Raw genomic sequence first — 19,802 nt, 5'->3', positions numbered from 1 at the left:
CTCCTTCAAGCACATTCAGAATTGCGACGACGGCAGGTGCAGAACCATGCCGTCCATCTCTTGGCTGATGATCAACTGACAGCTCAGGCGGCTGTTGTCACGGCGTTCGAAAGCGTACTCGAGCATGTCGTTTTCCATGCCTTCGGGCGCTTGGACTGTGTTCAGCCAGGCCTCGTCGACATAGGCGTGGCAGGTGGCGCAGCTGCAGGCACCACCGCAATCGGCAGGAATGCCCGGCACCGAGGCGAAGGTAGCGGCCTGCATCACCGATTGCCCGATGTCGCCTTTGACTTGATGGGCGGTGCCGTTGTGTTCGATAAACGTCAATGTGGGCATGTTCTGCTCCGATTCTTGTTGGGGAACTCAGGATTGACTGGGAACTGTTTGTGCGTTGAAACGCGGCACTCGCCCCAGGGTCAGTAACAACAAAGGGCCGATCAGGCAGCAAGCGGCGCTGTAGACCAGCATCGCGGTATATGAGCCGGTGCGTGCCAACAGATAGGCGAAGAGCAGCGGCGCCAGCGCCGAGGCTACGGTGTTCAAACCCTGATGGACGCCAAACAGACGTCCGTACTCGCGCAAACCGAAGTAGCGGGCAATCAGGAAAGCGGCAATGTCGAATTCTGCCCCGGCGCCAAAACCGACCAGTACGGCCGCCAGCAGCAGGGGGGCGAATTCGCTGGTCGGGCTCAGGTAGATGAAACACCCGACGGCGGGCAAAACCAGGCTGAGCGCGGACACCGCTGGCGGCCACAACCGATCGAGCAGGTAGCCGATCAACATGCGGCCGAAGATCAGCGAGATACCAAAACCACTGAAGATGGTGGCGGCTTGCGCAGCGGACAAACCTCTGGCTTGCAGCATGGGCACGGTGCTGGTGACCATGCCGACAATCGAAGAAATCACCAGGCCGAGTGCCAGGTTGCAGGTCCAGAATTTCAGCGAGCCCATGCCTTCACGAAAGCCCATGCCGGGCAATTGCTCCAGCGCACTGGCGTCATCACGGTTGCCCTGGGCAACGGGGAGCTTGAACCACAGCAGAATCAGCGGCAGCAGCACCAACAGGTTGAGCAGCGCGAGAATCACGAAGGCCGCGCGCCAGTCCCATTGTTCAATGCCCCACGCCATCAGGCGGGGAATGGTTGCGGCGGTGACGCCAGTACCGGACAGCCCGATGGCCAGTGCCAGGCCACGATTTTTGTCGAACCACAGGCTGATCAATTGCGTCCAGGTGACCGCCAAAGCGCCCATGCCGATGATGGGCAGCAACGCGAAGGCGATGTACATCGACCAGATCGATTGGGTCAGTTGAGTGGTCGCCAGGTAGCCGAGCGACAACAACAGCAGGGAAATCACCGTGACGCGCTTCATGCCGTAGCGCAGGTTGAACCAACCCACCAACTGCAAGGACACCACGGCGCCACCAAACAGGAAGGTGATACAGGCCTGCAGTTCGCTTTTACTCCAGCCAAAGGCATCGCCCAGCGGCACGACCAGGGTGCCGAAGCCATAGAGTAGGGCGGCATTGATGCTGATGGCGACACCGGCGACAGCCAGAATCAGGATCTTCCAGCTTTGCCGGAATTCATGAAGATCAATGGCCGCTTCGTTTTTGGACGGGTGCATGAAGTTGGCTTCCTTATAGGTTTTGTTGAGCCAAGCACTGCTTTGGATGGTGATGTGGACCACCGCCAGCAGATTCTTTGAACAGAATCTGGTTTTTTATTCAGAATAAAATCAGGATTTCCGCTTTGTCCAGCACTGCTATCTGACTCACGGACAAACGAATTTCCTGCGAAACACTTACCATTGAATCAATCTGGTCCGGCCGTGTTCAACATGGGGGTAGCGAGCCCGCTCCCCCGGCGAATCCATGTGTGGCACAGAGGTCCTTCAGGTGACTCCAGCATATCTGCGTTAAAAACTAATTGCACATAAAATAAATAAGTGTTCATAATTTGCTGTGACTGGACCTGATAAGGAGAAAAAAAGTGAGTTCAGAAAAAGCGCAATTCAAAGCCGTGGCGGACCGTAGCCGCTGCTGTGGGTACGGTTTGTGTGCCGCGATCTGCCCCAGCCTGTACAAACTTGATGCCGACGGCCTGGTGTACATGGACGATGCCCGTGTACCACCAGAACTGGAGGAGGAAGCCCGTGAAGGGGCTGCTGCCTGCCCGGCAGAGGCCATCTGGCTGGAACCCATCACCCCTGAAGACGAAGCCGTTTAATGGTGCGAGCGTCAGCCGCAACGTGATAACCACTGAGGTGAGGATGTGCTGATGGGACGTTTAAACAATAAAGTCGCATTGATTACCGGGACCGGCGGAGGCCAGGGCCGCGCTGCGGCGCTGCGTTTTGCTCGCGAAGGGGCGATTGTGGTCGGCTGCGACTTCAATGCCGAAGGACATGAAGAGACGGCAGCCTTGATGCGAGCCGAGGGGTTCACCTTGTATGGCTCGGCGCCCGTCGACCTGGGCGATCACGAACAGGCTAAGACCTGGATCGATGCCGCCGTCGCTGAGCACGGGCGCATTGACGTCCTCTACAACAACGCTTCCGCCGCACGTTTCGGGCTGGTCAGCGAGATGTCGATCGAAGATTGGCAGTTCACCATGCGCAACGAAATCGACCTGCTGTTCTATACCACCAAGTACGCCTGGCAGCACTTGGCCGAGCAGCGAGGAGTGATCATCAACGTGTCGTCTACCGCGGCCTGGGGCGGTTCGAAAGTCGCCGGTATAGCCGCGCATTCGGCCGCCAAGGGCGCCGTGGTGTCCTTCACTCGCCAGTTGGCCGTGGAGGGTGCGCCGTTCGGTATTCGTGCGGTCAGCCTGAGCCCGGGGTTTGTCGCCACGCCGGGTACCCGGCCGTTTCTGGACGACCCGAAAATGCGCGCCATGCTGCTGGACGGTGTATTGATGGACCGTCCCGGCGAACCCGAAGAAGTGGTGGCCATGGCGGTATTCGTCGCGTCGGATGAGGCTTCGTTCATTACCGGTTCTGACTTCGTCATCGACGGCGGGTTACTGGCGGTCTGACACACGCAGCGTCGGGGCAGGTGCCACTGGCACCCTTTCATCTCGAACAATAACAAGGTGAATAACGTGGACATCATCGGTATCGGTTACATGGGCTTCGAAACCCCCAATCTCGAGGCGTGGCGTGAGTACGGCCCGCAGGTGATGGGCTTTGGTATCGGCAAGAATCCCGAGAGTGACCCTGAGTCGCTGTATTTCAAAATCGACGATCGCCGTCACCGCTTCGCATTCCATCCGGGCAAAGTTGACCGAATTGCTTATATCGGCTGGGAAGCGGTGGGGCGCATGGCGTTCGAGGACGGCATCAAGAAGTTGGCCGCGGCCAATGTCGAATACTCCCGTGGCGATGCACAACTCTGTGAAAAACGTGGTGTTCGCGAGCTGGTGCGCTTCCGCGACCCGGTTGGGTATCAGCACGAACTCTTTTACGGGCAAAAATGGCTGCCGCGCTCGTTCCAGCCAGGGCGTCCACACAGTGGTTTCCTGGCCGACGAACGTGGGGCAGGCCACGTGGTGCTGATCACCCCGGACTACACGCCGGAACTGGAAGACTTCCTGCTCAACGTCATGGGCTTCAGCTGGTATGGCGCCGGCGCGGGCAAAGGGCGCACCGGATTCTTCCGTTCCAAACTCAATCACCACACCAGTCATGACATTGCTTACGGCCACGGCCCGGGACGCATGGGCGTGCAACATGTCGGGCTATTTGTGCGCAACGTGCGTGATGTCGGTGAAACCTACGACATCGTGCGCCAGCGCGAACTGCCGATGATGATGACCCTCGGTCAGCATGCCCAGGATCCGCACCTGTCGTTCTACCATTTCAACCCGTCAGGCTTTGCCTTCGAGACCATTGCGGAAATCGAGCCATGGCAAGGCGACCCTTACGAGTTGAATCCGGAAAAGCTCAGCCTGTGGGGCCACGAAATGGTCGGTCCGATTCTCGGGGCTAGCGTCAAGACACCGGAAGAAGTGCTCGACGCCGAATATCTGCCCATCTACCTGGCCAGACGCTGAGATGCGTCTGGCTCGGGTCGAGGTAGCCGGGCAGGCGTTCTGGGCGTTATTGGATGCGCAGTCGGATCGCCTGCGGCGGATCAATGCGCCATTCACCCAGTGGGCCGGGCTGGGAGTGCAGCTCGCGCCGGATGCCCTTGACCTGACTGGCGAATGGTTGCCCTTGTCGGCTGCGCGCCTGCTTGCGCCGCTGGAACCGGGCAGTCGGGTTTTTGGTGTGGGCCTCAATTACCTGAGCCACCTCAAGCGTCTGGGCAGTGATGCGCCGGCGCACCCGCTGGCGTACATGAAACCTGAGTCGGCGCTGGTTGGTGCTTATGATGAGATCGATTACTCGCCGCTGACCACCCAGCTCGATTACGAGGTGGAACTGGTCGCTGTCGTGGGCCGGCCGTTGCTGGATGAGCCCAATGCCAGTGCCTGTCTGCTGGGGTATACGGTGGGAAATGACATCAGTGCGCGGGATGCCGGCAAGCAGATTGGGCGCCTGGACCTGTTGACCCAGAAGGCCATGGACCGCACCACGCCTGTAGGTCCATGGATTGTGACCGCAGATGAGTTGGGTGTGGCAGGGCAACCCGCACTGGATATGCGCCTGAGCGTCAACTATGAAACGCGGCAGCAGGACAACACCCGGCAGATGATCTTTGCCCTAGATGAGCTGCTCAACTATCTGGATGCGCGGATCAGTCTGCGTCCGGGTGATCTGGTGTTTACCGGTTCCTCCCACGGTGTGGGGCTGGAGAGCGGGCGTTTTCTGCGGCCGGGTGATCGGGTCGAAGCGGAGATCCAGGGCATCGGCCGACTGCGCAACACCATTGCTCATCCACGCCGGCTTAGCCCTGCGCGTTCGGTGGGGCGACTGGGCCAACCGCTGGTTGATTAAGCGCAGATTTCTACAGATACAAACGCCGAGGATTGATGATGAGCGAGGGGTCGGCGTGGGCGCCGTTCAGCAACAAAGCATTCCGCGGCTTATGGCTGGCAGGCGCAGTGGTCAATATGGCGATCTGGATGCAGACAGTTGCCGCGGCGTGGATCATGACCACATTGACCACGTCTGCGGCGATGGTCTCGCTGGTGCAAACCGCCGTGACCCTGCCGGTGTTCCTGTTTGCCTTCCCGGGCGGCGTGATTGCCGATCGGGTCGATCGTCGCAACTGGCTGATCATTACCCAGTGCATGATGCTGTTCGCCGCGCTGGTGCTGTGCGGGCTGGCGTACAGCGCACATCTGGAAACCTGGGGATTGCTGGCGTTTACCTTTGTCCTGGGCACCGGCAGTGCCTTGGGGATGTCGGCGTGGATGGTCACCATGGTCGGTGTACTTTCCCGCGATCAGGTACCTGCGGCCGTGTCCTTGAACGGCATTTCCATCAACGCGACCCGCGCTTTGGGGCCAGCGCTGGCCGGTGCGTTGATTGCTTACTGGAACACCACTTCGGTGTTTCTGGTCATCGCGCTGTGCATGTTCTTGGTGCTGCTCTTCCTCTTTCGCCTGGTACCCAACCCGCCAGCCGTGGGCTTGCCACCGGAAACCCTGACGGGAGGCATGCGCAGCGGCCTGCGTTATATCCGTCATTCGGCGGTATTGTTCAGCGCCATGAAGCAGGTGTTGGTATTCACCAGCTGCGCCAGCGCTTTGTGGGCATTGATGCCCCTGGTAGCCAAGCAGGAATTGGGTATGGACGCCGGCGGTTACGGCTTGCTCATGGCGTTTCTTGGCGCGGGCGCCGTGCTGGCGGCGCTCAACTTGCCACGTCTGTATCGAGTCATGAGCATGCGTCATCTGCTGGTGTGCGGTGCCATCGCCTTTGCCCTCGCGACCCTCACCGCCGCGCTGTCCCATAACCGCTATGGGGTCTGCGCAATGATGTTGCTTGCAGGGTTTGGCTGGATGGCGGTCAATGCGACCATTTCCACGGTTGTGCAGACGTATGCCGCCAATTGGGTTCGCGCACGGGTCGCATCGGTCTATGTGTTGATCCTCATGGGTTCGATGGCCGCTGGCGGTGCGATCTGGGGGGCGCTGGCCGAGTACGTGGGACTGAGCCAGAGCCTGTTGCTTTCTGCGCTTTTGTTGCTGGTCGGCATTCTGTTGACCCGTAACGGTCGTGTGGAGCTGGGTCAGGAGGCAGATTTCGCCGAAGTGCAATTGACCGACAAACTTCAGCTGGCCAGCCCAGTGTCCCATGCCGATGGACCGGTATCGGTAGAGATCGTGTACCAGGTGACGGCGCCGGACTGCGATGACTTCCTGGCTGCCGTGTACGCAGTAGGCAAGGCGCGCCGGCGCAACGGTGCGCAGAACTGGCGACTGTACCGCGACATGGCCAACCCGCAGCTCTACAGCGAGCGATTCATTGTCGAATCCTGGCTGGAGTACTTGCGCCAGCAGACGCGGGTGACTCAGGCAGACCATATCCAGGAGCGTCTCATCGAACGTTTTCGTCGCGAGGACCTGAAAACCCGCCGGCTGATCCATCAACCTCTGGTCAGACAACCGGGCTGAAATGTTCGAATAATTCCCAGACAAAACTTTACGGCGCGATTCATTCTCAGGCTAGAATGGCGACACTATAAAGTGACTGGATTGGGCATGGACTTCACCGACGTCAACGACAACAACAAATCAGCCGGCGCAACACTCGTCAAACCCGTTTCCAACGCGATACGCATCCTGCGTTACCTCAGCCAGGTGGGCACACCGGAACGCTCGGTGGACATCGCCCGACAACTGAAGATCAATCCCAGCACCTGCTTCAACATCCTGCGCACGCTGGTGCAAGAGGACGTGGTCGACTTCAGTGCCATGTCCAAGCGTTACTCCGTGGGCCTGGGCCTGGCGCGTCTGGTCGAGCAATTGGTCACCCAGGGCCACCGCGTGCAGATGGCCAAACCCCTGCTGCAGAACCTGGCCGCGCGCCAGCGGGTAACCATCACCCTTTGGCGCAAGATGAGCCCCGACCGCATCGTCATTGTCAGCTCCGCTGCCAGCCCGACTGATGTGCGCATCGACATGGCCGAAGGTCAGCGCCTGCCGATTCTGATGGGCGCCAGCGGGCGTTTGTTCGCCACTCAGATCGACCTCGACGATCCCGAGGTACAAAGCAGTTTCGATACCATTCGCTGGGCCCAGCCGCTGTCGCTGGAGGTTTTCCGGGAAGAAGTCCGGGTCGCTGCCGAGCGTGGTTGGGCAGTGGACGACGGGCATTTCTCGGGTGGGATTCTTGCCGTCGCGGCGCCTGTGTACTCACCGACCCACAGCATCGACTTCACCGTTTCCGCGGTGATGTTCCGCGGGCAGCGCGATGAAGAGGGCCTTGCCGAACTGGGCAAGGCACTGATCGAGTTCTGCAGCGAAGTGGCCGGCGTACTTTACTGAGCCATGCCGTTACTCCCGGACCAGCAGCAGGCTGCCCCCCAGCGGGCCGCCCCCTGCGGCTACCGTGCTGACGCGGTGCTCGCGGGTTTGCCGCCCTTCGGCACGGCCCCACAGTTGCAGGCAGGCTTCATGCACGTAACCCAGGCCATGGGTGCGTCCACCGGATAGTTGTCCGCCGTTGGTATTGATTGGCAAGCTGCCATCCAGTGCGATGCGTGTGCCACCCTCGACAAACCTGCCGCTTTCCCCGACGGGGCACAGGCCCAGGGCCTCGAGCCAGATCAGGGTCAAAATCGAAAACCCATCGTACAACTGCGCAGATTCGACATCCTGCGGGCTGTAGTCAGTGCGTGCCCACATCATCTGACCGACATCGAAGGCAGCCATTTTGGTCAGGGAGATCTGGTCCCAGGACCAGGGCTGGTTCAATGCAGCTCCCATGGCCTCGATGCGGATCGGCTGGTTGGGTTGATCCTGGGCGATATCCCGGCGCGACAGGACGATGGCAGTCGATGCATCGCAATGCACGTCGCAGTCGAACATGCGCAGCGGAGTGGAAATCATCCGCGACGCCATGTAGTCCTCCATACTCATCGGCGTGCGAAACACCGCCTTGGGGTTGCGCATGGCGTTCTGGCGACAGGTCAGGGCTATCTGTGCCAGCTGCTCCGGTCGGGTGCCGTATTCATGGAAATGGCGTTGGGCATACAGCGCCATCAGATTGGTCGCCGATAACACATTGAAAGGCGTGAACCACTGCCAGGCGTAGCTACTGTCGCGCCCCTGGGTTTTGTTGGTCAGGGCACTCGCTTGCTTGTTGACCAGGCGGGCCGACGCTTCGGTGATGGTGCGAAACACCAGTACGTGCTTGCACAGGCCCGCCGCAATCGCCATGGCACCATTGATCACGCCAGTGAGGGGGCCGGGGCCTTCGTAACCGCCGCCGAACCAGTTGACGTTGAGTCCAAGAGCGCTTTTCAGTGCGCTGGGGCCGACCGGCGAAAACGCGTCGCCATTGTTGTTGTCACCCGGCCAGCAGCCCACGCCATCTATATCGCTGCGTTGCAGCCCGGCGTCGGCTATCGCTTCCAGGCAGGCTTCGAGGGTCAGGCGCATGGCTGACTTGTTCGACGGTCGGCCGACTTCCGATTGGCCGATGCCGGTGATGGCTACGTCTTTTTCATAACGATGATCGAACATCACTGATCCTTCTCGAACAGAGGCAACCAGACATCCTCGACATTGAGGAAGCTGACTCGTACCGGCATGTCGATATGCACATCCGTGACCGGCAGGCCCACCACGTTGCTCACGAATTGCAAGCCGGGTTGTTCCACCAGCTCGACGATTGCCACCACATAAGGCTCCACAAGGTCAGGGGTCCAGGCCTGGTGGTTGATGGTGTAGCTGAGCACCTTGCCTTTTCCGGACACCGCTTCTGGCGCCACGTCAAAGCTTGCGCAATGCGGACAGAGCGGCGCGGGCGGATGGAAATACTGGGTGCAGGCCGCGCAGCGATGAATGAGCAGTTCGCCCTGTTTGCCGCCTTGCCAGAAAGCAAGGTTGTCGGCGTTGAGTGCAGGAAGTTTTCTAGGCATCAGCGGTCCGCAGGTGAGTGTTTGACTTGAAGTCATACGGTATCATTTGAACATATTTTATAAAAGTGTCATATATTTGTACCGACGAAGGCGCGAATCGAACCTTCGCACCGTAAAACAACAACAAGAGGATTTCGCGATGTCCCAGTCGTTACTGGACAAAAGGGTAGTCGTCACCGGTGGGTTTGGAGCCCTCGGCAGCGCACTTGGCACATTTCTGCTGGCACGTGGCGCCCGGGTTGCGTTGCTGGATCGCAGCGAGGCGCCTGCCTCCCTGCTGGACACGGAAAACCTGCTGTGCCTGGGCGGTGTCGACCTGACTTCGACCGAGTCGGCCAGTGCTGCGTTCGAGCAGATCGCCGCGCAGTGGGGCGGTATTGATGGTCTGGTCAACGTCGCGGGCGGTTTTGCCTGGGAGACGGTCGAAGGCGGTAACCTGCTGACCTGGGATCGTCTCTACCAGATGAACGTGCGTACCGCCGTGGTCAGTTCTCAATCGGCGCTGGCGCATCTGTTGGATTCCACGGCAGGACGCATCGTCAACATTGGCGCGCTGGCCTCGGTCAAGGCCGCGGCAGGTATGGGGGCTTATGCAGCCTCCAAGGCCGGTGTCGCCCGGTTGACCGAAGCCCTGGCCGAAGAGCTGAAAGATCGTGGTGTCACGGTCAACGCCGTGCTGCCAAGCATCATCGATACACCCACTAATCGCGCCGACATGCCTGATGCCGACAGCAGCCGCTGGGTGACGCCGCAAGCGCTGGCAGCGGTAGTGGCGTTCCTGTTGTCCGACGAAGCCGCTGCGGTAACCGGTGCGCTGCTGCCTGTGAGTGGCCGCGTATGAGACTGGTGACCTATACCGATGCCGAGGGCTTTGATCGAGCGGGTGCGTTGCTCAACCAGGACCAACAGGTGCTAGACCTGCAAATCGCCTACCGCTTGCTGGAAAGCCGCGAAACCCCGGCACTGAGCAGTATTCTGTCCCTGGTGGAAGCCGGTGAGCCGGCGCTGGAGTTGGCCCGCTCCCTGGTGGCCAAGGCCCCCTCGGCGGCAGTGCTGGAGCGCGCCAGTGTGAAACTTCGCGCACCGATCCAACCGCCACCGCAGATGCGCGATTGCTCCTGCTTCGAGTTGCACCTGCGCCAGAGTTTCGCGGCGGCCCGGCGCGCCCGGGCGTTGCGTACCGAAGACCCGGAAGCGACCTTGAAGGCGATGAACACTCGCGCCGACGACCGGGTGATCGAGACTTTCAACAAGCAGCCCATCTACTACAAGGGCAACCGTTTCGCGGTGATCGGCATCGATGATGAGTTCCAGTGGCCGAGCTTCAGTCGGGCAATGGATTTCGAACTGGAGTTCGGTTGCTACATCGGCAAGCGCGGCAAGGACATCAGTCGTGAAGCCGCCCGTTCGCATATCGTCGGTTACACCATCTTCAACGACATGAGCGCGCGCGACGCACAGGCCCTGGAAATGCCCGGCATGCTCGGTCCGGCCAAGAGCAAGGATTTCGACACAGCCAACATCATGGGGCCGTGCCTGGTGACCGCAGACGAACTGGGTGATCCCTACGACCTGAACATGGTTGCCCGGGTCAACGGGGAGGAGTGGGGGCGCGGCAATACCCGCGACATGCGCTGGAGCTTCGAGGACGTGATCGCCCACGTGTCCCGCTCGGAAACCTTGTACCCCGGTGAGTTTCTCGGCTCCGGCACGGTCGGTAACGGCTGTGGACTGGAGCAATTGCGCTATTTGAAGCCCGGTGACGTGGTCGAGCTGGAGATCGACGGTATTGGCGTGCTGCGCACCCAGGTGGGCACCGCGACTGGCAAGAACTGACGTTACACGAATGTTGAAGAATTCACTTACAAGTAGAAAGTGAATTCTATGTACAAAAATAAAGAAAGTGTCTTATATTTCGTTGCGACCACTGTCGTGACGCTCTGATTAGGAGGCAATCATGCTAACAAGAACAAGCCCCGTATTGTCTGATGGAACCAAGGTCTCGGACCTGATCTATCCATCCAGCCGTGAAGTACAAATGCGCGTGTTGTCCGACCGCGAAATTTACGAGCTGGAAATGGAGAAAATCTTCGGCAAGATCTGGGTACTCCTGGGCCATGAGTCGGAAATCCCCAATTCCGGAGACTTCATGGTCCGTGACATGGGGTCTGATTCGGTCATTGTTGCCCGTGGCAAGCAGGGCGAGGTGTTCGTCACCCTCAACGTGTGCCCGCACCGCGGCATGCGCATCAGCACCGCCGATTGCGGCAACACGCAAATTCATAAATGCATCTATCACGGCTGGGCCTTCCGCCCCAATGGTGATTTCATCGGCTCGCCGGTCGAGCGCGAATGCATGCACGGCAAGATGCTGCCCAAGGAAGAGCTGGGTCTGAAAAAGGCTCGGGTCACCTTGTATGGCGGTCTGGTATTTGCCACCTGGAACATCGAAGGACCGTCGTTTGACGAGTTCCTGGGCGATGCCAAGTGGTATTACGACATGTTGTTCTGTCGTTCCGACAAGGGCATGGAAGTGCTCGGTCCACCCCAGCGCTTTGTCGTCAATGCCAACTGGAAAACCGCGGGCGAGCAATCGGCGGCCGATGGCTTCCACACGCTGACCTTGCACCGTTGGCTCGGTGAAGTGGGCAACTACGCCAAGAAGGGCGAGGGTGAAACCGCCGATCTCAGCCCGGAAATGATCGGCGTCGAAATCAGCTCGCCCCACGGCCATGCGCTGCGCTGCATCGACCTGGCGCGCAAGATCAAGCGCCTGACCGGCCTCGACCCTGCCGAACTGACCGTGCAGCAAAAACTGGAAGCATTGCCGCCTGCGGGCATGACTGCCGACATGGTCGAGCAGCTGGCGCGCAATTTGTCGGAAGACCAGTTGAAAGTGCTGACCAGCATGCCGCCGCAAGTCGGTGGGATGTTCCCGAACATTCTTTTCGGCTTCGTCTACATTCCGCAGCCGGACGGCAGCGTAGTCGGGTCGATGACCCTGCACGCTTACGTGCCGCGCGGCCCGGACAAGCTAGAGTTCGTCAACTGGGTGTTTGCCGAGAAAGACGCATCCCCTGAACTGCGCGACAAGATGCTCAAGCAAACCATCCAGTTGTTCGGCACCTCGGGCATGGTCGAGCAGGATGACTCCGATACCTGGCCGCACATGACCCTGGCCGCCAAAGGCGCGATGGGCCGCAAGAGCACGCTGAAATACCAGGCATGCTTTGAAACCGGAGCACCTGAGGGTTGGCCAGGCCCCGGCATCGTCAATGAAGGGTTTACCAAGGACGATACCCAGTGGCACTGGTGGTTGTACTGGCACGAACTGATGACCGCCTCGGACGACCAATAAGCGTTCGCCAGGCCTGGTTCGAAAGCGGCCCCCGCGGGCCGCAGTCGCCGGATACAGCATTTACAAGCACAAGAATAAAAGTGAGGAGTGACTCATGGCTCAGGTTCAACAACGCGGCGTGGAGGATATCCAGCCGGGTTCCCCAGTCGGCACAAAGCGGGTGCCGGTGGGCTCGCCAATCTACAACGATGTGGTGACCTTTCTCTACGAGGAAGCCACGCTGCTCGACCAGATTCGCCTGCAGGAGTGGGCCGAACGCCTGGACACCGACCTGGTGTACACCGTGCCGCTACGCCAGACTCGCGTGGCGTCCGAGTTGAGAACCACCATTGTGCGCAGTGTCCAGCACTATCACGATGACTACCGTTCGATCATGGGCCGCATTTTGCGCCTGTCCGGTAAAAGCGCCTGGGCGGAAGATCCTCCCTCGCGTACCCGGCGTTTGGTGACCAACGTGTTTGTCGAAGAAACCGACAAGAGCGATGAGTTTGTGGTGACCAGTTACCTGCTACTGACCCGTAGCCGTTTCAACGATCACCATGTTGACGTCATCAGTGGTGAGCGACGTGACGTGCTGCGTCTGCATGAGGCGGGGTTCAAGCTTTCCCGGCGTGAAGTCATCCTCGACCAGGCGGTGCTCGGCACACCCAACCTGGCCGTCTTCCTCTAAGTCATATCGGCGGTCCGGGGCGAACCCGGATCGTCGGGCCTGGCAGTTGTCGGTCGTGTAGCTCTTGCGCCAGAAGCAGCCTGGTTAAGGCCTTTGTCTCAACCAATCCTGGTCCTCGGCGCACAACTTGAGTTGTTCATGGGTGAAATCCAGGGTAGATCCCTTCATTCGCAGTGCCTGCTCGGCGCGTACGGGCTGTTGGCTGTAGCAGAGCGCGGTGCTTGCGGCGTGAATCTCCTCATCAAGGTTGAAGGCGCGCCCCATTGAGATCAGCGTGCAGCGACGAAGTAAAAGGGCCGCTTCGGCGACTTCTTCGTTGAGTGTATTGAGTGCCCAGCGAGCCATGCCTTCGCGAAGATTGATGCCGGAATAGGGCATCGGACCTTCGATCAATGTGCCATCGACGTCCCAGACCAGATCTTCAACGCCATCGCATATCAAGGTTGCGCGGGTGCGATTGGCGATGCGTCGGCCGATGTTGATGTCATAACGTCGCTGGTGGGTGCCGCGTGCGGCGGCTGCAATGGCAAGGCCCGCCAAGTCGAACAGGTGGGTGCATTGATGGCTGGCGTCGGCCTGCCGGGTGACTGAGTGGGCTATCCGGTCCAGTTTCATGCCTAACAACAGCTGTAATGGGCCGCAAGCCTGTGGGCACATGGAAAAGGGGTAGCGCAGCGCTTCACCGCCAATGGCAGTCACTTCGCCTTCGTGGTGGCGAACCCATACACGGAAGTGGTGAAAGTCATCTTCCAGAGCCGCGCGGACTTCACCTGTGCCATCGACAGGGTGAGCAATGATGTCTATGCGCCGACGAAATACAGTCATCCTCAATATCCTTGTTCCAATACTGTTTAGCTTGAAAAAATACGCTATATTTAGACACTATAACCAATAATGTTCACAAAAAAACAAAAAACGGAGTGGCTATGGCACTGCTAAATGAACAGGTTGCGCTGATTACCGGTGCAGGCGGCGGGATTGGGCGCGGTATTGCGCTGAACTTTGCCAAAGAGGGTGCTGCCGTAGTGGTCGCCGAACTGGATGTCGCCAGTGGAGAGGCCGTAGTCGCCGAACTGAAAGCGTTAGGTGGCCAGGCTGTATTCATCAAGACAGACGTGTGCAGCAAAACGGATATCGAGGCCGCCGTGCAATTGGCCGTCGATCAATTCGGGGGGCTGGACATCCTTGTCAACAACGCCTTTGCGCCCACCCCCAATGTGCTCCTGGAAGAAAAAACCGATGCCATGCTGGAGCAAACCCTAGGTTCTACAGTGTGGGCTGCATGGTGGGCGATGAAAGCCGCGCTGCCTCATATGAAGGCGCGGGGCGGTGGCAAGATCATCAACTTCTACTCTATCGATATCGAAATCGGTGCCTGGTTGCATGGCGACTACAACACGGCGAAGTCGGCCATTGTCGGGCTGACCCGCAGTGCTGCATCCGAGTGGGGGCGGTTCAACATCCGCACCAACGCCATCGCTCCTACGGCAATGGGTGCCACCTTTCACAAGCTCGCCGCAGAGAACCCCGGCTTTGCCGAGATGTCTGCTTCCATGCGTCCACTGGGCCGTTGTGGCGAGCCTGAAGCCGACATTGGCCCAGTGGTGGTATTCCTTGCGTCCGAGATGTCGCGTTTCATCACGGGCGAAACCATTCACGTCGACGGAGGCCTGCATCTGCCGGGTTATAACTCCCGTCCCAAAGGCATTCCTGTGCGTGAGTATTGAATTCAACAGATCAATGTAGGAACGAGCCTGCTCGCGATGGACGTTAACGATAACGTGTACGTTCTGTAGAGCGCGTTGTCCTTAAGTTCATCGCGAGCAGGCTCACTCCTACAACGGCGACACCAGGCCCAATGGACGAGAAAGCCCGCTTCAAAGCGGGCTTTTCTATGTTGGATGGCCAACTGCAGCCAGCTAGAGACTATTATTTTTTGGAGACCACTATCGATGTGGTTTCCAAGTCCCAAGTGGTCGCGGTTTTTCCTTCATCGCGCAGCAAATATTTCAACACCCGACCCTGGGGGTTCTTCGGCAAGCTGCTGCGAAATTCGATATAGCGGGGCAGGGCATAGTAAGGCACCGATTCGGTGGCCCAATGGAACAGCTGCTCCGGATCCAGGGTCACGCCTTCATGCAGCACCGCTGTGACTTTCACATCGTCCTCGCCTTTATCCGATGGCACTGCATGTACCGCGACCTCGGCCAATGCCGGGTGAACAGCAAAGGCTGCTTCCATTTCAAAGCTGGAAATGTTTTCGCCTCGGCGGCGCAGATAATCCTTCTTGCGATCGACGAAGTAGAAAAAGCCATCGTCATCGAACTTGCCAATGTCACCAGTGTGGAACCACATGTTGCGCATCAGCTTCTGGGTGTCTTCCGGACGGCGCCAGTAGCCCTGGAACATGATGTCCGGACGCAGCGGACGAACCACAATTTCGCCGGCGCTGTTTGGCGCAACTTCCTGATCGAGGTCGTCGACGATGCGTACATCGAAATCCGCAATGCGTTTACCCGAAGAGCCCGGTGCGGCGTACTCGCCGGCAGCCAATGAGGTGATAACGCAGGCTTCGGTGAGGCCATAGCCATTGCCGCCCACCAGCTTGGTACCGAAACGCTCGCGCCAGATCTTTTTGGTTTCTTCGGTGTAAGGGTTGCCTCGAGCGGTATGGATCTGCCCGACACAACGCAGCATCGCTTCGTTATCCGGCGCCTGGGCGAGGAGACCGCCCATGCCACCCAGGATCGAGGCGATGGTAGCGCCGGAGCGTTCCACTTCCTGCCAGAAATTGGAAACGGAGAAGCGCGGGAGAATGGCGGCGCGCGCGCCCACCAGAATGCTGGCGATGATCGATACACATAGCGCATTCATATGGAACAGCGGCAATGGCGTGATGGTCACGTCATCGGCACTGGCTGGACCGGCACGCAATTGCAAGCGTGCCAGGTTGCACATGAAGTTGTAGCTGATCATGCAACCCTTGGAAGGGCCTGTGGTGCCTGAGGTGTAAATCAGGCAGGCAAGGTCTGAAGGTTGCGGTTTATTGACGAGTGGAGTGGCGTCATGGCCGCGCCATTCATCCAGTGGCGCAATGCGAATTCGGCATTCGGGGATCGCATCGACCGTGCCTCGGTGAAGGATGTGCTGGACGTCCTGCAGTTGCTCGGCGAGCGGTGTGATGCGTGGCAGGTAGGCTGCTTCGCAAATCACCACTGCAGTGCCGGTATCGGCGATCTGGTGACGCAGAAACTCGCCCTTGAGCGCGGTGTTGATCGGCACGCTCACGGCGCAGAGCTTATTGATGGCCAACCAGGTGGTGACAGCGTCGATGTTGTTATCGAGCATCGTCAGCACGGTTTCACCGGCTTTCACGCCCAGGGTAGCGAGGGCGTTGGCCATCTTTGTTGATAGTGAGTCAACCTGAGCATAAGTGTATAACTCACCACTGAAATCCAACAAAATCTTGTCTGGATGCCTTGCTACTGCACGACTTAGCGCTTCGATGACAGTGTCTCGTTCTCCCACTGCCCAGGTTTCTGGATTGCCACTGCTGCCCATGAATATTCTCCTTTTAGGCGCCTAAAGCTGCTGGTTTGCCTGATTTTATTTTGATGAGAGAATTTGATTCTAAATACAAAATATGGAAATGTCTTTAGCAATAAGTTGAACATGAAATCTTATTTATGCACAGATCCTGTGCTAGTGTTGATCTATCTTTACTCTCAATGAGCCCGTCAATCCATGCCAAAAGCCGCATCCCAGAAAGCAGAAGCGCCGACGCCAGCCTCCAAAACGAAAAAAAAATCGCTGCCTGATGCAGGGATGACTCCGGTAAAACCGGTGGAGCGACGTACCGCCGCCAATGGCGTGGCAGGCCCCAAGGTCAAGCCGAACCGCCGTTCGGAAGAGACCATTGCCAACATTCTTAAAGCCACTGAAGAAGTGGTGCTGATGTCGGGTGCGGATCGTATTTCGATCCTGGATGTGTGCCAGGTGGCCGGTGTTTCGCGCGGTACCTTTTATCGCTATTTCGCCTCCCAGGAAGACTTGCTCGACACCTTTTCCCGGCATAAACGCGAAAGTTTCCACAGTTCGCTGTCCCAGGAGCTGGGCCATATCAGCGACCCGGAAGCACGCCTCAACGCGCTGTTTGCCTATCTCGACAACTACCTCGAGCAGAGTCGAGCCCGGCGGTTGCTGGTGGTTGCACCTGACTACGCACTGGGCTTCTTTCGGCGGATTTTCCACGATTCGATCGTGCGCTTTCAGGATGGCCTGGGCATCGTGTTCGACGATTGGGATGAGCGCCTCGGGGTCCGTCTTGACCGTGAGCTGATCTGCGAAATGATCATTCGATACGTGTTGAGTGAAATCCTGGTGCCGGAAGCGGCGGGGCGACGTTTGTTCCCGGTACGGGTGAAAAAACTGCTCGGTGCCTTGATCATGGGTTCCACCTCCCGCACTCGTCGCTAACTGCCGACCAACACCCTTGCGCTATAGGCAAAGCCCCCGTATTTCGGGGGCTTTTCGTTTCCGCCTGATAATTTTCTCTCGCCTGCGTGCCGCGATTTTTCCTTTCTGCGTCCATTTTTTGACTCTGCGAAGTGTTTTTGACATCTGGCGAAGGCTCTGGCTCGGGCTTTTTCACGCGTCTTGAAAATAAACTGAACAGATTTTTGATTTCTGCTCAATTTAAATTTAAGCTCTGGTCTTAGCAGTGAGCCCCTGGCTTCCCCTTTCGCGGCAGTTTGATCCTGGTCACGTGAAGGCTCTGCGCCAATAACCAATAAAAAAGTGCCAACTTCGAGGTACCTAGACATGCTTATCGATCTACACGCCCACGCACCCCACCCTGGCTATTACAACCAGCACCCGCACTGGGGGCCGTTCTTCGAGCAACACGCCGACGGCGATATCAAGCTGCGTGTAGGTGATTGGATTCTTGGTCTCGGGTCGCCAGAGCGTAAGGCTGCCGTGCGCTCCGGTAATGGTCCCAAGCTTGAGGAATATTTTTCACGCTGGGCTGACCCAAAAGTGCGCCTGGCCGGTATGGATGCCGCAGGGCAGAACCTGCAGGTGGTTTCCGTCCCGTCCCATTGCTACATGTATTGGACTGAAGCCGAATTCGCCGTGCCATTCGCCCGCACCGTCAACAACACGCTGGCCGAATACTGCTCCGCAGCCCCTGATCGCCTGATGTTCTGGGCTCATGCACCGCTCAATGCACCTGAAGCGGCGGCGGCTGAAATACGTCACGCTTGCACAGAGCTGGGAGCCAAGGGCCTGGTCGCTGGCGGTGCCAACTTCGGCGGTCTGGAATTCGATTCGCCGGAACTTGATGTGGTGTGGAAAACCCTCTGTGACCTGGATCTGCCGATTTTTGTACACGGCTATAACCAGTCCGTTACCTGGGGCAAGAACGCTAACAGCGACCGCTACGAAACCACCGCTATCGTCGGCATGCAATACGACGAAACCCGTTGTTTCTGGAACCTGATTTGCGGCGGCGTTCTGGATCGCTTCCCTGACCTCAAGGTCTACATCACCCACGGCGGCGGTTATGTCCCGTACCAGCTCGGTCGCCTGGCCAAGACCAATGAAAACCTCGACGTTAAATACAACAAGAAGCCACTGCTCGAGTACATGAAAAACTTCTACTTCGACGTAGAGCTGCATGAAGTGCCGATGCGCCAGGCTCTGGTCGACATTATCGGTGCGGACCATGTGCTGTACGGCAGCAACTTCGGCGGCAGCGATGCCGTGCGCCACGATCTGACACACGGTCTGCAGTTGTCCGATGCGGACATGCGCAAGATCCGTTATGAAAACGCATGCCGCTTGCTGCACCTGGATCCTGCCAAGTTGGGCAAGGTAGGTGGCTGATGAAACTGGCGCGATGTGAGTATTTTTCTACCGGCGTTTTTTGGGCCGTGGTGGATGTCGCTCAAGATCAAGTGACACCCATTTCCGGTGATTTCAAGGATTGGGCACCGGCGGTAGCCGCCGGGCGCGGTATCAGTTCGGTGCGTTTTGCCGGGCCATCGCTGCCGTTGTCGAAGGTGCGCCTGCTGCCCCCGATTGAACCGATCAATCGGGTGGTAGTGGCGGGTGCCAATTACGCCAAGCACCTGGTGGAATTCGGATTGCAGGCGCCGGTACAGCCGGTGGCTTTTCTCAAGGCCTATGGCGCGCTGATTGGCGCCAATGACCCGATCCGTTTCCCGCCGTTAACTGAAGAGCTCGATCACGAAGTTGAACTGGTGGCCGTCATCGGCACCGAAGAAATCGACTTGGAAAACCCACTGGCTTGCGTGCTCGGCTACACCGTCGGCAATGACGTCAGCGCGCGCGACCTGCAGCGTAGTGGGCCGGCAGGTATAGGCATGGACCTTTTCGCCGCCAAAAGCCAGGACCAGACCACCGGTCTTGGGCCCTGGATCGTGACCAAGGATGAGTTTCCCGAGGGCTCACCACACTTGCGCCTGACCCTGAAAGTGAATGGTGAAGTGCGTCAGGACGGCTCAACCGGTGAAATGACCTGGGATGTTGGCCAGCTGATTCGCTTCGTGCAGCAGCGTTCGAGTTTTGCCAGTGGCGACGTGCTGTTCACTGGCTCGCCGGCGGGAGTGGGGATGGGCACCGGCCTGTTCCTCAAGGAAGGCGATGTGGTCGAAGCCAGCGTCGAAGGCATTGGCACGTTGCGCAATGTGGTCAGTAAAAAGAACCGCGCCTAA

The 19,802-nt window shown here is 58.6% G+C and carries 20 protein-coding genes; 14 read left to right on the top strand and 6 right to left on the bottom strand.

What is annotated here, in order from left to right:
• Positions 1-15: 15 nt before the first annotated feature.
• Together AC3WWR_RS09550 and AC3WWR_RS09545 are read right to left on the bottom strand one after the other, a co-directional pair.
• Positions 16-336 carry a 2Fe-2S iron-sulfur cluster-binding protein gene (locus AC3WWR_RS09550; RefSeq protein ID WP_020798220.1) on the bottom strand — a complete coding sequence of 107 codons (321 nt, stop codon included), beginning with the start codon at positions 334-336 and terminating at the stop codon, positions 16-18.
• A 27-nt stretch (positions 337-363) separates the two neighbouring features.
• A complete protein-coding gene (locus AC3WWR_RS09545; protein WP_033041598.1) occupies positions 364-1,626 on the bottom strand; it encodes an MFS transporter in 1,263 nt (420 codons plus the stop codon).
• 365 nt (positions 1,627-1,991) lie between these two features.
• Between AC3WWR_RS09545 and AC3WWR_RS09540 the strand changes: the two genes are divergently transcribed.
• The 6 genes from AC3WWR_RS09540 to AC3WWR_RS09515 all read left to right on the top strand — a co-directional run bounded on the left by AC3WWR_RS09540 (position 1,992) and on the right by AC3WWR_RS09515 (position 7,439).
• Positions 1,992-2,228, top strand: coding sequence for a ferredoxin (locus AC3WWR_RS09540; protein ID WP_007942510.1), 237 nt, complete (start codon positions 1,992-1,994; stop codon positions 2,226-2,228).
• A 51-nt stretch (positions 2,229-2,279) separates the two neighbouring features.
• A complete protein-coding gene (locus tag AC3WWR_RS09535) occupies positions 2,280-3,038 on the top strand; it encodes an SDR family NAD(P)-dependent oxidoreductase (protein ID WP_020798218.1) in 759 nt (252 codons plus the stop codon).
• A gap of 66 nt (positions 3,039-3,104) precedes the next feature.
• The gene (locus tag AC3WWR_RS09530) at positions 3,105-4,055 is read left to right on the top strand and encodes a 2,3-dihydroxybiphenyl 1,2-dioxygenase (protein ID WP_020798217.1); all 951 of its coding nucleotides are present in this window, start codon (positions 3,105-3,107) and stop codon (positions 4,053-4,055) included.
• A gap of 1 nt (position 4,056) precedes the next feature.
• A complete protein-coding gene (locus AC3WWR_RS09525; protein ID WP_033040042.1) occupies positions 4,057-4,941 on the top strand; it encodes a fumarylacetoacetate hydrolase family protein in 885 nt (294 codons plus the stop codon).
• Positions 4,942-4,979: 38 nt separating this feature from the next.
• On the top strand, positions 4,980-6,566 hold the full coding sequence (locus AC3WWR_RS09520; protein ID WP_033040044.1) for an MFS transporter: 1,587 nt from the start codon (positions 4,980-4,982) through the stop codon (positions 6,564-6,566).
• Between the two features lie 87 nt (positions 6,567-6,653).
• Entirely contained in the window at positions 6,654-7,439 is a 786-nt protein-coding gene (locus AC3WWR_RS09515; protein ID WP_020798214.1) for an IclR family transcriptional regulator, read from the top strand.
• A gap of 9 nt (positions 7,440-7,448) precedes the next feature.
• On the opposite strand, the gene AC3WWR_RS09510 is transcribed toward AC3WWR_RS09515, so the two are convergent.
• Together AC3WWR_RS09510 and AC3WWR_RS09505 are read right to left on the bottom strand one after the other, a co-directional pair.
• Positions 7,449-8,639, bottom strand: a complete 1,191-nt coding sequence (locus tag AC3WWR_RS09510; protein ID WP_020798213.1) for a thiolase family protein — start codon at positions 8,637-8,639, stop codon at positions 7,449-7,451.
• Positions 8,639-9,037, bottom strand: a complete 399-nt coding sequence (locus AC3WWR_RS09505) for a Zn-ribbon domain-containing OB-fold protein (RefSeq protein WP_020798212.1) — start codon at positions 9,035-9,037, stop codon at positions 8,639-8,641. The genes AC3WWR_RS09510 and AC3WWR_RS09505 overlap by 1 nt, the downstream gene beginning before the upstream one ends.
• A gap of 139 nt (positions 9,038-9,176) precedes the next feature.
• Between AC3WWR_RS09505 and AC3WWR_RS09500 the strand changes: the two genes are divergently transcribed.
• From AC3WWR_RS09500 to AC3WWR_RS09485, 4 genes are all read left to right on the top strand, one after another.
• Positions 9,177-9,878 (top strand): SDR family NAD(P)-dependent oxidoreductase, encoded by a 702-nt coding sequence (locus AC3WWR_RS09500; protein WP_020798211.1) that lies wholly within the window; start codon positions 9,177-9,179, stop codon positions 9,876-9,878.
• Positions 9,875-10,873: a fumarylacetoacetate hydrolase family protein gene (locus AC3WWR_RS09495; protein ID WP_020798210.1), complete on the top strand. Its 999-nt coding sequence runs from the start codon at positions 9,875-9,877 to the stop codon at positions 10,871-10,873. The genes AC3WWR_RS09500 and AC3WWR_RS09495 overlap by 4 nt, the downstream gene beginning before the upstream one ends.
• Positions 10,874-10,994: 121 nt before the next feature.
• Positions 10,995-12,395: a Rieske 2Fe-2S domain-containing protein gene (locus tag AC3WWR_RS09490; protein WP_020798209.1), complete on the top strand. Its 1,401-nt coding sequence runs from the start codon at positions 10,995-10,997 to the stop codon at positions 12,393-12,395.
• A 94-nt stretch (positions 12,396-12,489) separates the two neighbouring features.
• Positions 12,490-13,065 carry an aromatic-ring-hydroxylating dioxygenase subunit beta gene (locus tag AC3WWR_RS09485; RefSeq protein ID WP_020798208.1) on the top strand — a complete coding sequence of 192 codons (576 nt, stop codon included), beginning with the start codon at positions 12,490-12,492 and terminating at the stop codon, positions 13,063-13,065.
• A gap of 84 nt (positions 13,066-13,149) precedes the next feature.
• Here AC3WWR_RS09485 and AC3WWR_RS09480 read toward each other — a convergent pair whose 3' ends face one another.
• Positions 13,150-13,890, bottom strand: a complete 741-nt coding sequence (locus AC3WWR_RS09480) for a DUF2889 domain-containing protein (RefSeq protein ID WP_020798207.1) — start codon at positions 13,888-13,890, stop codon at positions 13,150-13,152.
• A gap of 101 nt (positions 13,891-13,991) precedes the next feature.
• On the opposite strand from AC3WWR_RS09480, the gene AC3WWR_RS09475 reads away from it, so the two are divergent.
• Positions 13,992-14,792: an SDR family NAD(P)-dependent oxidoreductase gene (locus AC3WWR_RS09475; RefSeq protein ID WP_020798206.1), complete on the top strand. Its 801-nt coding sequence runs from the start codon at positions 13,992-13,994 to the stop codon at positions 14,790-14,792.
• Positions 14,793-14,994: 202 nt separating this feature from the next.
• On the opposite strand, the gene AC3WWR_RS09470 is transcribed toward AC3WWR_RS09475, so the two are convergent.
• Positions 14,995-16,626 carry an ATP-dependent acyl-CoA ligase gene (locus AC3WWR_RS09470; protein ID WP_020798205.1) on the bottom strand — a complete coding sequence of 544 codons (1,632 nt, stop codon included), beginning with the start codon at positions 16,624-16,626 and terminating at the stop codon, positions 14,995-14,997.
• 183 nt (positions 16,627-16,809) lie between these two features.
• On the opposite strand from AC3WWR_RS09470, the gene AC3WWR_RS09465 reads away from it, so the two are divergent.
• The 3 genes from AC3WWR_RS09465 (at position 16,810) to AC3WWR_RS09455 (ending at position 19,802) form a co-directional block, all read left to right on the top strand.
• The gene (locus AC3WWR_RS09465) at positions 16,810-17,541 is read left to right on the top strand and encodes a TetR/AcrR family transcriptional regulator (RefSeq protein ID WP_020798204.1); all 732 of its coding nucleotides are present in this window, start codon (positions 16,810-16,812) and stop codon (positions 17,539-17,541) included.
• A gap of 345 nt (positions 17,542-17,886) precedes the next feature.
• On the top strand, positions 17,887-18,951 hold the full coding sequence (locus AC3WWR_RS09460; protein WP_020798203.1) for an amidohydrolase family protein: 1,065 nt from the start codon (positions 17,887-17,889) through the stop codon (positions 18,949-18,951).
• Positions 18,951-19,802 carry a fumarylacetoacetate hydrolase family protein gene (locus AC3WWR_RS09455; protein WP_020798202.1) on the top strand — a complete coding sequence of 284 codons (852 nt, stop codon included), beginning with the start codon at positions 18,951-18,953 and terminating at the stop codon, positions 19,800-19,802. Before AC3WWR_RS09460 ends, AC3WWR_RS09455 begins: the two co-directional genes overlap by 1 nt.

It is taken from the genome of Pseudomonas sp. EB271-G4-1 (assembly GCF_058791355.1).
The sequence above is the reverse complement of the archived record's forward strand: the minus strand, read 5'-3'. Positions and strand labels throughout refer to the sequence as shown.